The organism is Alishewanella sp. BS5-314 (assembly GCF_025377695.1).
Classification (GTDB): Bacteria; Pseudomonadota; Gammaproteobacteria; order Enterobacterales; family Alteromonadaceae; genus Alishewanella; species Alishewanella aestuarii.
The window spans coordinates 1,104,854-1,118,933 of sequence record NZ_JACEHJ010000002.1; the positions used below are offsets into that span (position 1 = coordinate 1,104,854).

The window sequence follows — 14,080 nt, forward strand, 5'->3', positions numbered from 1 at the left end:
GACCTCACTTAGTCAGTTTTCCGTTGGTTTCGTGCAACTGAGCGCATCTTAGGCGTTGCAACTTAATGAAAACTGAATAACCCTATGAAAACGTTTAGACTTTAAGCAATCACACCTTAATCTGCCGGTAATTCGAGCAATACTAGCTTTAATTGGTGGATCTGATCCCGCAACGCCGCCGCCTGTTCAAACTCCAGATCGCGGGCATGCTGCAGCATTTTTTGCTCCAGTTGCTTAATTTCCGCCTGTAACTGATACGGCGTTTTGCCCTGCCGCAACCGGCTTTGCTCCGCCACCTGCCTGAGTTTAGTGTCCCCTTGCTGAGGTGCCTGCCCTAGATCCATCACGTCGGCCACTTTCTTTTTAATCGCTTGCGGGGCAATACCGTGCAAGGCATTAAAGGCTTGCTGTTTGGCCCGCCGCCGCTCCGTTTCCGAAATAGCCCGCTGCATGGAGTCGGTGATGCGATCAGCATACAGGATGGCGCGGCCACTCAGGTTACGCGCCGCCCGACCGATGGTTTGAATTAACGAGCGTTCTGAGCGCAAGAACCCTTCTTTATCGGCATCCAAAATGGCCACCAGCGACACTTCCGGAATATCCAGGCCTTCCCGCAGCAGGTTAATACCCACCAGCACATCAAACACGCCCAGCCGTAAATCCCGGATAATTTCCATCCGCTCGACGGTATCAATATCTGAATGCAAATAACGCACTTTGATTTGATGTTCGCTCAGATACTCAGTTAAATCCTCGGCCATTTTCTTAGTTAAGGTGGTGACCAGTACCCGCTCATTTCGCTCTGCCCGTTGCATCGCTTCCGACATCAAATCATCGACCTGGGTCGCCACCGGCCGGATCTCAATCTCCGGATCTACCAGGCCGGTAGGTCGCACCACCTGCTCTACCACCTCACCAGCGGAGTGTTCCAGCTCATAGGCCGCTGGTGTTGCCGACACATAGATCCGCTGCGGTGCAATAATTTCAAACTCTTCAAATTTCAGCGGCCGGTTATCCAGAGCCGAAGGCAGCCGGAAACCATAATTCACCAGGTTTTCTTTGCGCGAACGATCGCCCTTATACATGGCGCCAATTTGTGAAATGGTGACATGCGACTCATCAATAAACATCAGGCCATCACCCGGGAAATATTCCAGCAGCGTTGGCGGTGGCGAGCCGGGCTCCCGGCCAGACAAATAGCGCGAATAGTTTTCAATACCCGAGCAATAACCCAGCTCGACCATCATTTCGATATCAAACTGGGTGCGCTGTGCCAAGCGCTGCTCTTCCACCAGTTTATTGGCCGCCAGTAACTCCTGACGCCGCTCGGATAAGTCCACTTTAATTTGCTCTACCGCCGCTAAAATAGTCTCCCGCGGTGTCACATAGTGGGTTTTCGGATAAACAGTAAAACGGGTGACAATTTTTTCAACGGCGCCGGTCAGGGGATCAAACAAGCTGATACGCTCAATTTCTTCATCGAACAGCTCAACCCTTACCGCAATATCATCTGATTCCGCCGGAAAGATATCGATCACTTCACCACGCACGCGGTAAGTGGCGCGTTCAAAGGCCAGATCATTGCGGGTATATTGCAGCTCCGCCAGACGGCGCAGGATAAAACGCTGATCGACGATATCGCCCTGCTTTAGATGCAATAACATTTGCATATAGGACTGGGGATCCCCCAGACCATAGATCGCGGATACCGATGCGATAATCACTACGTCGCGGCGCTCCATAAGCGCTTTAGTGGCGGATAACCGCATCTGCTCGATATGCTCATTGATCGAGGCATCTTTTTCAATAAAGGTATCTGTCGAGGGTACGTAGGCTTCAGGTTGGTAATAATCGTAGTAAGAGACAAAGTATTCGACGGCATTGTGTGGGAAAAACGCCTTCATCTCGCCATACAATTGCGCGGCCAGGGTTTTGTTATGCGCCATAATCAGCGTCGGCCGCCCTACTTTGGCAATCACATTGGCCATAGTAAAGGTTTTACCGGAGCCGGTTACCCCAAGCAGGGTCTGATGCGCCAGTCCGTCTTCCAGACCCTCGACTAATTTACGAATGGCTTCAGGTTGATCGCCGGCCGGTTGATAGTCGGATACAAGTTCAAAAGCGCGCGACATATAATTCCCTACTGATAACGTTGTATAACCTGCTTAAACCAATAATAGGCCAGACTGGCGGTCAGTAAATTGCCAACCATAGCGCCGATAAATAATCCTGGCACCCCAGCGATTTTTGCTCCCAGCCAGGCTAGCGGAATATAACAGACAAAAAACCGCACCAAACTCAATATCATTGCTTTCGCTGGCAAATGTAAAGCGTTGAACGAGGAGTTGGTTAAGATGATTACGCCCTGCATGCCATAACTTAGCGGTAATGACCAGATAAAATAGCGGATATAGGTCGCAACCTGTTGATCCTGGGTAAACAAGGCCGCTATCGGATAAGCCAGCAGCGCCAGTAACAGGAAGACGCCGGCTTGCCACTTTAAAACAAAGTGGCAAGCCGTAAAGTAGGCTTGTTGCACCCGCCCCAACAAGCCGGCACCGAAGTTTTGCCCGACAACCGGCGGTAAGGTCATCGAGAGCGCCAGCACCAACAGACAGGCAATACTTTCCAGCCGCATACCAACCCCCAGCGCAGCGACCGCTTCCGGACCATAGGACGCAATGATTACCGTCAGTATCGCCATAGCTATCGGCGTCAGCATATTTGCCACAGCGGCCGGCATACCGATATGCAAGATGCGCCGCCAGATCGGCAGTGCTAGCGATAGCGGCAAATAGAAACGATCAAGCAGACCTCTTTTCACTGCCAGCCAATAAATAATAAAAATAAAACCCGTTAACCAGGAGAACACGGTCGCCAGTGCCGCCCCCTGCATACCCATGGCTGGCACCGGGCCTAAACCGAAGATCAGGATGGGATCCAGCACCGCATTGACCAAACCACCAATCGCCATCACTAAGCTGGGGATCTTGGTTTCGCCCGCTGCGCGCAAAATAGCATTACCAATCATTGGCGTAACCAGCAGCACTGAACCTGCCAGCCAAATCAGCATATATTCCCGGATAAACGGCAACGTCGTGTCAGTGGCGCCCAGTAAACTAAATAATGGTTCCAGGTAAAAGGCGATAATCAGCGCCAGCACACTAACCAGCGCGGCACCTAACCATAAAGCAGCTAGACTGTCTTCTTTAGCCGTATCAGCTAAACCGGCTCCCAGCGCCTTCGCAATGACGGCTGAAGTACCGATACTTAAACCTATTGCCAGGCTGATTAGTAAAAAAGTAACAGGAAAGGTAAAGCTGATCGCCGCCAGCTGTGCGGTACCTAATAAGCTGATAAAAAAGGTATCAACCAGATTAAAGCTCATCATCGTCAGCATACCGCCCAGTACCGGCCAGGTCAGGCGTTGCAGCAAAGGCGACATAGCAGCTGTTAATAGCGGATTTTGAGATTGAAGCCGACTTTCTGACATTTTATACACTGAGGGATAAGGGCGCTCTATTGTAGTTAAGTTCGCCGTCCAGCACCATGCCCGTATTAGCGTTACGACCGACAAAAAGCAAAAAAGTGCACAATAGCGGCAAATCGCCGCTTTAACCAACAATCAGCTAATCATCCACCTCCAACCTGAAGTCACAAAGAATAACTTATTGTTTTTTAATGACATAATTTTTTACCGCAAAGCTATTGACCGCAGCCAAACGCAGCAGAATCAAGGCTTGGCTGCAACAGATAACTGATAACTCACAGAGTTATCCACAGCTTCTGTGAGTAACTTTTGCCACCCCTTTACCGGCGAGCGCTGCACAACAAATTTATCTGTAGCAGCGGTTGTCTTTTCTGAAAATCACACCATTCTGGTGCCCAAGAATGCTGTCAAAAGCAGCATAATGGCGAAACTCTATGCAAGTGAACCTTTGTGCTGAAAATCCCGCAGTCAAAGTGTTGACAGGCTGATGTGCTGGCATTAGTATTGCGCCCCGTTGAATGCTGTTCCCTAGTAGCTCAGTTGGTTAGAGCGGCGGACTGTTAATCCGTAGGTCACTGGTTCGAGTCCAGTCTGGGGAGCCACTTCCTCAACAGCATTTTTGTTCCCTAGTAGCTCAGTTGGTTAGAGCGGCGGACTGTTAATCCGTAGGTCACTGGTTCGAGTCCAGTCTGGGGAGCCACTTCACTATCAGCCGTAAAGGCACTTATCGTTCCCTAGTAGCTCAGTTGGTTAGAGCGGCGGACTGTTAATCCGTAGGTCACTGGTTCGAGTCCAGTCTGGGGAGCCACATTCTTTTCTGTGTCACTCATCGCGTAAATCAGCCTTTTTGGTTATTTATTTATTTTTAAGGTTTTTTTTGCTTTAATATAAGTGATTAAGGAATACCCGACCTGCGCACAGGAACTTGGCTCTGAAGGTGGCTTAGCATGATCAAAAATTTTCGTACACTGCTTATCGCGCAACTTGTCTCTGCCCTGCTGTTAATCCTGCTTTTAATGATTGCGTTCTTACACCAGAGTAAAAATTTACTGCAGCAACAGGAAGTACAAACCAAGCTCGCCATGGAACAGGTGCTGATCTCACACGTGGGCGTAGATGGTAAAGCACTCAGCCGTCAGGTTGAACGCAGTTTCCCGTTAAACAGTCTGCAGATCAGCAAAACTGATGGCACTATTCTTTACGAGTATAACAACCCTCAACGTCAATCCAGTCTGCTGCATGCGCTATTAAATCTGACCGGACATAACTTTGCGTCACAGTATGTCAGAGATGAAGCGCAAGAGCTGGTGGTACGCTTTGAGTTAAACCCGCAGCAAATTCTGGCGCCACTACAAAGCTTTTTCTGGCTACTGCTGGTATTGCCACTGTTATTAGGCTGGGTGCCCGTGTTTTTTGTGAAAAGTAGCCTGGAGCGAAAATACACTCGCACCAGCGCGGCCGTGAATCAGGCAATCGAAGGCTTCCTGAATCAACAGCAACCGGATGTTCATGCCTTTCGGAAGCTCCCGGCGGAGTTTTCTGATCTTGCTCAGGCTTTACAGCGCCTGGCACAACACACCCGCCAGCAATATGAAAGAATGACAGCCGACGCTCAGCAAATTGCCGAGGAAGCCTATAAAGATCCGGTAACCGGCCTGCCGAACCGTAATCGCTTTGTTCAAGGCTATGACGAACTTAGCCAAAACGAAGACTTAAATAAATTTGGCATTTTTGCTATTACCCGTTGTACCGAATTACAGAGTATTAATCAGAGCCGGGGCTTCCAGGAAGGTGACAACTATGTCAGCCAGGTCGCGGAAATTATCAAGAAAACCATCGCAACCTATAAGCATGCGCGTTTATATCGGCTGAACAGCTCCGATTTTGGTTTGCTGTTACCTCATGTCACGCCAAAAGAAGCGGAGAATTTTGCGCTGCAGCTGCAAAGTCGTTTTAACGAGTTCCAGAAGCTGGCGGAGCTGGAGTCTGTTGCCTATACCGGCCTGGTGAGTTACGAAGCCGGGAAACCGCTCGGGGAGTTGCTGGCAACAGCCGATACCTCGATTAGCCTGGCGCAAACCAAACAGCCTAACGCCTGGCATCTGCAGAAAGACAGCAGTGGTCTGGAAAATGCCAGCAACAGCTACGGCAACCAGAACTGGCGCAATGTGATTGAAGAGGTGTTAGCGAACAGCAGAATCAGCTTGTTAGTGCAAACCATTCAGCCTTCCAGTCGCGCGGCCAAGGCCTACTCCGAGATTTTAGTGCGCTTTAAAACGCACGAAGATCAGATTTTACCTACCGCATCCTTTTTAGCGATGGCAGAAAAACTGGATAAAATTATTTCAGTTGACCGGATGATTATTGAGACCGCGCTGACGACAATCAAAGAGCGCAGTATGCAAGACCAGTATTTTGGTATTAACTTGTCCCCACGTACTGTCCACGATGACCAATTTAATATCTGGCTAGAGCGGCGTTTGTTAAAGGATGCCAATATTGCCTCACGGCTGGTATTTGAAGTGACCGAATTTGGTCTGCAGCAGAACCTGAAAACCAGTAAACGCTTTATCGATATGGTGCACCGCGCCGGTGCCCGGATCACCGTAGAGAAATTCGGTGTTGGTATCACTTCCTTCAAGTTTTTCCGTGACCTGAAACCGGATTACGTTAAAATGGACGGTAGCTATACCCGTCATATTGATAACGACAAAAACAATCAATACTTTATGCGCCTGATGATCGACCTGGCACACCGTATCGGTGTCGGCGTCTTTGCCGAGTGTGTTGAATCTCAGGAAGAAAAACATATGCTGGAGTCGCTGTTTATCGATGGCACCCAGGGTTACTACATCGGCAAGCCGCAACCTTTGTAGTCCAGTCTGTATTGCTTTACAACCAGGGTTTTACTGCAAGGTAAAACCCTTTGTTTTATCAGGTTGTAAGCCTTAGCCCAAGCTTGCATAATATAGGCCCTATGCTGAGTACTTTACCCTTATGACTGAATTCTTGCTGCTGTTAATCAGCACAGTACTGGTGAATAACTTTGTACTGGTCAAATTTCTTGGCCTCTGCCCCTTTATGGGGGTGTCTGGTAAGCTGGAGACGGCTATTGGTATGTCGCTGGCGACAACCTTTGTGTTAACCCTGGCCTCGATTTGCAGCTATCTGGTCGACAGCTATTTACTGGCGCCTTTGGGCTTGCTGTATTTACGCACTCTGAGTTTTATTCTGGTGATTGCGGTGGTGGTGCAGTTTACGGAGATGGTAGTGCATAAAACCAGCCCGGGATTATATCGTTTACTGGGCATCTTCCTGCCGTTGATCACCACTAACTGCGCGGTGCTTGGCGTCGCCTTATTAAACGTCAACGCCCGGCATAATTTTATTAACTCCGCCCTCTATGGTTTTGGTGCGGCAGTCGGCTTCTCGTTGGTGCTGATCCTGTTTGCTGCCATGCGTGAACGGCTGGCCGCCGCTGACGTACCAGTACCCTTTAAAGGCGCGGCCATTGCGATGATTACCGCCGGTCTGATGTCGCTGGCCTTTATGGGCTTTAGTGGTCTGGTGAAAGCGCTATGACCTTATTCAATGCATTACTGGCGTTAGGTACCCTGGCTTTAATTTTCGGCGCACTGCTCGGCTATGCAGCAATCCGCTTTAAAGTCGAAAGCGACCCACTGGTAGAGCAGATTGATGATATTCTGCCGCAAACCCAATGTGGACAGTGTGGTTACCCTGGTTGCCGACCTTATGCTGAAGCCATCGCCAATGGCGATGACATTAATAAATGTCCCCCCGGTGGTGAGGCAACCATTAAAAAATTAGCGGATCTATTAGGGGTAGAAGCCAAACCGCTGAATGCCGCGCAGGAAGTTGCCATCAAAAGGGTGGCCTTTATCCGTGAAGATGAATGTATCGGCTGTACCAAATGTATTCAGGCCTGTCCGGTTGATGCCATCGTCGGCGCGTCAAAACAAATGCATACGGTGATTGCCGATGAATGTACCGGCTGCGATCTCTGTGTTGAACCCTGCCCGGTAGATTGTATTGATATGATCCCTGTTGCCGACTCTGTGGAGCGCTGGAAATGGGATCTGCAGGCCATACCGGTTAAGATGGTGGAGTAACAACATTTGCCAACCTTATTTCAGCAAATTCAGGCCGGCACCCTGTGGGACTTTCACGGTGGCATCCATCCGCCGGTACGGAAAAGTCAAACCAGTAGTAAGCCGGTGGCGCAGTTACCGCTGCCAGACCGGCTCTATCTGCCATTACGTCAGCATATTGGTGTTGCCGGCCGTTTGATTGTCGCTGTCGGACAACGGGTACTCAAGGGTGAAGCCTTAACCAGCGCCGATAATTCTATGGCGGTGCCGGTACATGCGCCAACCTCAGGTGTTATTCATAGTATCAGCCAGCATACCAGCGCTCACCCTTCAGCCTTACCGGAGCCAGTGATAGTATTAGTACCGGATGGCAAAGACGAATGGCGCGAGCGGCGGCCACTGAATATTGCCACCAGCAGCCGGCATCAAATACTGGAGCGGATCCAGGATAGCGGTATTGCCGGCATGGGCGGCGCAGGCTTTCCAACGCATTTAAAAGCCGGAATGCAGCAGCCGGTAGATTATCTGATTATTAATGCCGTTGAGTGCGAACCCTATATCAGCGCCGATGATGCCCTGATGCAGGAAGCACCTACCACCATCGTCAAAGGTATTGATATTCTGTGTCAGTTGCTAAACCCCAAGGCGGTACTGATTGGGATTGAAGCGGATAAACCTATTGCAATCGCCGCCCTGAAGGCCGCCTGCAGCCAACGCGAACACTACTATGTACGGGAAGTCCCGGTTAAATACCCTTCTGGCGGTGAAAAGCAGCTGATCCAATTGCTCACCAATAAAGAGGTTCCCGCCGGCCGCCGGCCAGCTGATATCGGCATTGTGATGCAAAACGTCGGCACCGCCTTTGCCATTGCCCAGGCGGTATTGGATGATCAGCCGTTAATCTCGCGTATTGTTACGGTTACCGGCGAAACGCTGCGCCAGCCGCAAAATGTGCTGGCACTGCTGGGTACTCCTGTCAGTGCCTTGTTGGATTTTTGTGGCTTTCAAAGCGAAGCTCAGCAGAAAGTCATTATGGGTGGCCCGATGATGGGCTTTACGCTACCAGATCTGGCGGTACCCATTGTAAAAACCACTAACTGTATTTTAGCACCAACCCGTGACGAATTACCGGATAATGGCCCTGAGCTCGACTGCATCCGCTGCGGCCAATGTGCGGATGCCTGTCCGGCTACACTATTACCCCAGCAGCTGCTCTGGTACAGCAAGGCCCGGGATCCGGTAAAGCTGCAGGAATACAACCTGTTTGACTGTATAGAGTGTGGTGCCTGCGCTTACGTTTGCCCCAGTGAAATTCCACTGGTGCAATATTACCGCGTGGCCAAGGCCGAGATCCGTGAGCAACAACGCGAAGCCTTAAAAGCCGAGCAGGCAAAAGCCCGCTTTGAAGCCCGCAATGCCCGGCTGGAGCAGGAAAAGCAGCAGCGCCTGGCGCGCAATCAGCAACTGGCGGCCGCCAGACAGCAGGCGCAACCGAATGAAAACCAGGCTGTTGCCGAAGCTCTGGCGCGGGTTAAAGCTCAACAAGCGGAAAAAGCAGCGCTGCAGGCAACCGATAGCGCCAAAGATCATCAACAAATTCTGGCCGAACGCGAGTTGAAAAAACAACAAGCCCGCGAATATCAGGCGCAGAAACAGGCTGCAGCCGCAGCCAGTGTGGCAGACCGCACGCCGGTCAGCACATCTGACGGCTCGTCGGACAATAAAGCCGCTGCCGTCGCCGCCGCCCTGGCCAGAGCCAAAGCCCGACAAGCAGGGCAGACCAATAGCACCATGGCAGAACCCTCTGCCATCGCTGCCGAACCCGAACAGCAAGATCCGCGCAAGGCCGCTATTGCTGCAGCGTTGGCCAGAGCCAAAGCCAAACAATCAGTAACAGCGACCGCAGCAACAACAGTAACAGAGCCTGTGGCCGCAGATGCAGTTGCGAAGCCTGAAGATCCGCGTAAAGCGGCTATTGCCGCAGCACTGGCCAGAGCCAAAGCAAAGCAATCGGCAGCGCCGGCACAAGAAACAGCCATAGTTAAGCCTGATGTGGCAGACATCCCTGTGACCACAGAGCAGCAGCGCCAGGCAGCTGATACTGCGATACAGCCTGACGCTGCCGGCAATGACGACCCGCGTAAAGCCGCAGTCGCCGCCGCCCTGGCCCGCGCCAAAGCCCGTAAAGCGCAGCAGAGTATTGAGCAGCAGACTACTGAGCAGCAACACAGTGAACAACGAGACAGTGAAGAGAGTAAAACAGAATGAGCTTTAAAATAGCCAGCTCACCACACCACCATAACCAACGCACCACCAGCAGTCTGATGCAATGGGTGGCGCTGGCTGCCCTGCCCGGTATCGCAGTTCAGGCAGTCTTTTTCGGCTACGGTGTGCTGGTGCAACTGCTGCTGGCTATTTGTACCGCCTGGCTTTGCGAGGCCCTGATCCTCCGGTTGCGCCAGAAAGCGGTATTGCCGCGCCTGCTTGATCATAGTGCCCTGGTAACCGCGGTACTGCTGGCGATCGCAATACCGCCCTATGCGCCCTGGTGGCTGATTGTGATAGGTACGGCCTTTGCGATTGTGATGGTGAAACAGCTGTATGGTGGCCTGGGTAATAATCTGTTTAATCCGGCGATGGCCGCCTATGTCATGCTGCTTATTTCTTTTCCGGTGCAGATGACGCAGTGGCTGCCGTCGGTCAGTTTACAACCGGTCGCGCTCAGCCCGCTCGATGCGTTTTGTATGGTGTTTACCGAGTACAGCTGCAGTGGCTTTAGTTTGTCGCAGCTACAACAAGGCGTTGATGGCAGTACACAAGCGACGCCGCTGGATAGTTTGCGTCAGGATCTCGCGGCCGGGATGACGCTGGCAGAAAGCTTACAACGGCCGGTATTTTATAGCTTTGCCGGTGCCGGCTGGTTATGGGTGAATCTGGCGTACTTACTGGGCGGACTGCTACTGATCCAACAAAAGGTGATCAGTTGGCGTATTCCTGCAGCCGTGCTGGCAGGTCTGGCCGTGCCTTCGCTGTTATTCTGGCTGGGTTCAGCCGGTGCCAGCCCAAGCCCGCTATTCCATCTGTTTAGCGGCGCGACTATGCTGGCGGCTTTTTTTATTGCCACCGATCCGGTTTCAGCCTCTACTACCGATAAAGGCCGCCTCTGGTATGGCGCTTTAATTGGTCTGTTGGTCTACCTGATCCGTAGCTATGGCGGGTATCCGGATGCCTTTGCCTTCGCAGTGCTGCTGGCCAATATGAGCGTCCCCTTGATTGATTATTATACCCGGCCCCGCACCTATGGCCACAAAGCAAAACGGAACCTGAAATGATCCGCTTTATCAGTAAAAATGCCCTGATCCTGGCACTGGTCGCCCTGCTTTGTGTGGCTATTCTTGGTACCATAAATCAGCTCACGGCAGAGCGCATTGCCGAACAACAGCTGTTAAGCCGGATGAATACCCTGCAGGAGGTGTTGCCCGAGCCAGCCGATGTCCGCACCCTACTGGCCGATTGTGTCCAGGTAACGGCACCTGAGGCGCTGGGGCGCAGCACAGCACAGGCGGTATACCGTTGGCGCGTTCAGCAACAACTAAAAGCCTTTATTGTCGAAACGACAGCACCGGACGGTTACAGCGGCAATATCGATTTACTGGTTGCAGTAACACCTGACGGCGAAGTATTGGGCAGCCGGGTACTGAACCATCAGGAAACACCGGGGCTGGGTGATAAAATTGAGAGCCGTCGCAATAATTGGATTTATGCCTTTAGCGGCCAGAGCGCAACCGAGGCCGATGCCAAACGTTGGGCGGTAAAAAAAGATGGCGGTGACTTTGACCAGTTTACCGGCGCGACCATTACCCCCCGAGCGGTGATCAATGCCATCTATCGCACCGCCCGCTTCGTGCAACAACACCCGGAACTGGCAGACGCCACGGCAAATTGTGAGGTCATGCCATGAGTCAATTTAAAGAGCTTAGCCTGCAGGGGCTATGGAAAAACAACCCTGGCCTGGTGCAGTTACTCGGGCTCTGCCCACTGTTAGCGGTAACAGGTACCCTAACCAATGCGCTGGGGCTGGGCCTGGCAACGCTACTGGTGTTACTGGGCTCGAATATCGTGGTATCTCTGGTGCGCCAACACGTACCTAACGAAATCCGGATCCCAATTTTCGTACTGATTATTGCCAGCTTTGTGACAGTGGTGCAGCTGCTGATGAACGCCTTTACCTTCGGGCTCTATCAATCACTGGGGATCTTTATTCCACTGATTGTTACCAACTGCGCCATTATCGGCCGCGCCGAAGCCTTTGCGTCGAAAAACCCGGTGTTACCGTCCGCTATTGATGCGCTGATGATGGGGCTCGGCTTTTTACTGGTATTACTGGTGTTAGGCGGCATGCGCGAGCTGTTGGGTCAGGGCACCTTGTTTGACGGTGCTGAGCTATTGTTGGGCGACTGGGCCAGGGTACTGCGGATTGAAGTATTTCACAGCGACAATCATTTCTTACTGGCGATGCTGCCGCCAGGCGCCTTTATTGGTATGGGGCTGCTGATTGCGTTAAAGAACAGTATTGACCAGCGCCTGGCTAAGCGGCAGATCATTGAAAAAGGCAGTATTGCCCGCGCCCGGGTTACCGGCTCGGTGCAATAAGACAAACAACGCATGAATAAAACCAAACGTATTGCTATGTTAAGCCGCCTGCGTGCGGCCAATCCTCACCCGACTACTGAGCTCGAGTACAGCTCGCCTTTTGAGTTACTGATTGCGGTCTTGCTCTCGGCGCAGGCCACCGATGTCGGTGTCAATAAAGCCACCCGTAAACTGTTTCCGGTAGCGCGTACGCCAGCTGCGATGCTGGCACTGGGCGTTGATGGCGTAAAGGACTATATTAAAACCATTGGCCTGTTTAATACGAAGGCCGAGAATGTGATTAAAACCTGCCGCATCCTGGTGGAACAGTACAACGGCGAAGTACCCGAGGATCGCGAGGCACTGGAAGCACTGCCGGGTGTCGGCCGTAAGACAGCTAATGTCGTATTAAATACTGCCTTTCGCTGGCCGACGATAGCAGTGGATACCCATATTTTCCGGGTTAGTAACCGCACCAAGCTAGCACCCGGTAAGAATGTCGACGAAGTTGAGCAGAAGCTGCTTAAAGTAGTACCGGCCGAGTTTAAGCTGGACGTCCACCACTGGCTGATCCTGCATGGCCGCTATACTTGTGTGGCACGAAAACCGCGCTGTGGCAGCTGTTTAATCGAAGATCTGTGTGAATTTAAAGAAAAAACCGAATAGGAGTTAAGCATGCGTATGTTACATACGATGTTACGGGTCGGTAACCTGGAAAGGTCGATCGCTTTTTACACTGAAGTGCTGGGGATGCAGCTGCTGCGTCAGTCAGAAAACCCTGAGTATAAATATACATTGGCCTTTGTTGGCTATGGTGATGAAAGCAGTAATGCGGTGCTGGAATTGACCTATAACTGGGGGGTAGAGAGCTATGAGCTGGGCACTGCTTTTGGTCATATCGCGCTGGAAGTAGATAATGTTTATGAGGCCTGTGACAAAATCCGTGCTAAGGGCGGTGTAATTAGCCGTGAACCCGGACCGGTAAAGGGGGGGACCACAGAGATTGCTTTTGTCAGGGATCCGGATAACTATGCTATCGAGCTGATCCAGAAAAAAGCCAGCTACACCACGCTATAACCCACAGCCGAACAGCGCTATAGCGCCGAGAACCGAAGTAGTATCGGGCTAGTTGGCACCACGCCGTTGCAAGGACTTTGCCGCGGCCTGCTCTAACCTGTTGATCAACTCTTCCGGAAAGTCTTGCTGATAAAGACGGCGCACCGTGCCATCTAAAAACATCTGATCCAACTGATATTGCCAACGCTGAATTTCTTCATCACTAAAGTCCAGCGAAAAAGCCAGATACAGTTCCACATTACGGATGGGTTGCAACGGCACTAACTCAACGCCAAAAGCACTAAAGCGCTCGCCATATCTTAACCGGTTTAAGGGTGTTAGCTCCGCCCGCCCCAGCTTTAGCATCTGGATACAATCACCGGCCCGGGCGATCAATACCAGATTGTTCTCTTCGCTAAACCCCATTGCTTCCAAAGCACTGTGGTAGGAGGCACCGCGGTAACCACAGGCAACATGACGCCGGCTCAGCTCGGTCGAACTCAACCCCAAACCCGCCAACTGTGGCGGACCATAAAGCTGCATATCATAAAATTTGACCGGCCCCACCCACTTAAAGAGCGCTTCACGCTCCTCGTTACGTACTGTTTCAAATAATACAGAGCGGGGCGTTTGTTGTGCCCTTTGCATCGCTCTGGCCCAAGGCATCAAATAGTAATATCCCCCCTGCTCCATACGCCGGTTTAATTCTTTTACTAACTCAACTGTCGGCCCAGCTACCTGTCCCTGCTCATCCAGATAGATACCCGGCATACTATGTTCAGTCAAAAAAACA

General features: G+C 51.6%; 12 protein-coding genes and 3 tRNA genes. 12 read left to right on the forward strand and 3 right to left on the reverse strand.

The window, feature by feature from the left end; translation table 11 throughout:
* Positions 1-116: 116 nt before the first annotated feature.
* Together uvrB and H1D31_RS09565 are read right to left on the reverse strand one after the other, a co-directional pair.
* A complete protein-coding gene (gene uvrB, locus H1D31_RS09560) occupies positions 117-2,132 on the reverse strand; it encodes an excinuclease ABC subunit UvrB (protein WP_261258077.1) in 2,016 nt (671 codons plus the stop codon).
* 8 nt (positions 2,133-2,140) lie between these two features.
* Positions 2,141-3,445, reverse strand: a complete 1,305-nt coding sequence (locus tag H1D31_RS09565) for an MATE family efflux transporter (protein WP_409976778.1) — start codon at positions 3,443-3,445, stop codon at positions 2,141-2,143.
* Positions 3,446-4,015: 570 nt separating this feature from the next.
* On the opposite strand from H1D31_RS09565, the gene H1D31_RS09570 reads away from it, so the two are divergent.
* From H1D31_RS09570 to gloA, 12 genes are all read left to right on the forward strand, one after another.
* Positions 4,016-4,092: transfer RNA gene (locus H1D31_RS09570), tRNA-Asn, on the forward strand.
* A gap of 21 nt (positions 4,093-4,113) precedes the next feature.
* A tRNA-Asn gene (locus tag H1D31_RS09575) sits at positions 4,114-4,190 on the forward strand.
* A 31-nt stretch (positions 4,191-4,221) separates the two neighbouring features.
* Positions 4,222-4,298 (forward strand) — tRNA-Asn (locus H1D31_RS09580).
* 139 nt (positions 4,299-4,437) lie between these two features.
* Entirely contained in the window at positions 4,438-6,366 is a 1,929-nt protein-coding gene (locus H1D31_RS09585) for an EAL domain-containing protein (RefSeq protein ID WP_083216232.1), read from the forward strand.
* Positions 6,367-6,487: 121 nt separating this feature from the next.
* A complete protein-coding gene (gene rsxA / locus H1D31_RS09590; protein WP_008608221.1) occupies positions 6,488-7,072 on the forward strand; it encodes an electron transport complex subunit RsxA in 585 nt (194 codons plus the stop codon).
* Positions 7,069-7,620, forward strand: coding sequence for an electron transport complex subunit RsxB (gene rsxB, locus H1D31_RS09595; protein WP_261258086.1), 552 nt, complete (start codon positions 7,069-7,071; stop codon positions 7,618-7,620). Before rsxA ends, rsxB begins: the two co-directional genes overlap by 4 nt.
* Before the next feature lie 6 nt (positions 7,621-7,626).
* Positions 7,627-9,867, forward strand: a complete 2,241-nt coding sequence (rsxC, locus tag H1D31_RS09600; RefSeq protein ID WP_261258089.1) for an electron transport complex subunit RsxC — start codon at positions 7,627-7,629, stop codon at positions 9,865-9,867.
* Positions 9,864-10,931, forward strand: a complete 1,068-nt coding sequence (gene rsxD, locus H1D31_RS09605; protein ID WP_008608217.1) for an electron transport complex subunit RsxD — start codon at positions 9,864-9,866, stop codon at positions 10,929-10,931. Before rsxC ends, rsxD begins: the two co-directional genes overlap by 4 nt.
* Positions 10,928-11,560, forward strand: a complete 633-nt coding sequence (gene rsxG / locus H1D31_RS09610) for an electron transport complex subunit RsxG (protein ID WP_261258092.1) — start codon at positions 10,928-10,930, stop codon at positions 11,558-11,560. Before rsxD ends, rsxG begins: the two co-directional genes overlap by 4 nt.
* A complete protein-coding gene (locus H1D31_RS09615) occupies positions 11,557-12,252 on the forward strand; it encodes an electron transport complex subunit E (RefSeq protein WP_008608215.1) in 696 nt (231 codons plus the stop codon). The genes rsxG and H1D31_RS09615 overlap by 4 nt, the downstream gene beginning before the upstream one ends.
* A gap of 12 nt (positions 12,253-12,264) precedes the next feature.
* Positions 12,265-12,897: an endonuclease III gene (gene nth / locus H1D31_RS09620; RefSeq protein ID WP_261258097.1), complete on the forward strand. Its 633-nt coding sequence runs from the start codon at positions 12,265-12,267 to the stop codon at positions 12,895-12,897.
* A 9-nt stretch (positions 12,898-12,906) separates the two neighbouring features.
* Positions 12,907-13,308 (forward strand): lactoylglutathione lyase, encoded by a 402-nt coding sequence (gene gloA / locus H1D31_RS09625; RefSeq protein WP_261258100.1) that lies wholly within the window; start codon positions 12,907-12,909, stop codon positions 13,306-13,308.
* 48 nt (positions 13,309-13,356) lie between these two features.
* Here the strand turns inward: gloA and H1D31_RS09630 are convergent, their stop codons facing one another.
* Positions 13,357-14,073, reverse strand: a complete 717-nt coding sequence (locus H1D31_RS09630) for a substrate-binding periplasmic protein (protein ID WP_261258102.1) — start codon at positions 14,071-14,073, stop codon at positions 13,357-13,359.
* Positions 14,074-14,080 lie beyond the last annotated feature (7 nt).

Coding starts and splice junctions, on each gene's coding strand:
- uvrB (WP_261258077.1), bottom strand. CDS start 2,132: ATGTCGCGCGCTTTTGAACTTGTATCCGACTATCAACCGGCCGGCGAT.
- H1D31_RS09565 (WP_409976778.1), bottom strand. CDS start 3,445: ATGTCGCCTTTGCTGCAACGCCTGACCTGGCCGGTACTGGGCGGTATG.
- H1D31_RS09585 (WP_083216232.1), top strand. CDS start 4,438: ATGATCAAAAATTTTCGTACACTGCTTATCGCGCAACTTGTCTCTGCC.
- rsxA (WP_008608221.1), top strand. CDS start 6,488: ATGACTGAATTCTTGCTGCTGTTAATCAGCACAGTACTGGTGAATAAC.
- rsxB (WP_261258086.1), top strand. CDS start 7,069: ATGACCTTATTCAATGCATTACTGGCGTTAGGTACCCTGGCTTTAATT.
- rsxD (WP_008608217.1), top strand. CDS start 9,864: ATGAGCTTTAAAATAGCCAGCTCACCACACCACCATAACCAACGCACC.
- rsxG (WP_261258092.1), top strand. CDS start 10,928: ATGATCCGCTTTATCAGTAAAAATGCCCTGATCCTGGCACTGGTCGCC.
- H1D31_RS09615 (WP_008608215.1), top strand. CDS start 11,557: ATGAGTCAATTTAAAGAGCTTAGCCTGCAGGGGCTATGGAAAAACAAC.
- nth (WP_261258097.1), top strand. CDS start 12,265: ATGAATAAAACCAAACGTATTGCTATGTTAAGCCGCCTGCGTGCGGCC.
- gloA (WP_261258100.1), top strand. CDS start 12,907: ATGCGTATGTTACATACGATGTTACGGGTCGGTAACCTGGAAAGGTCG.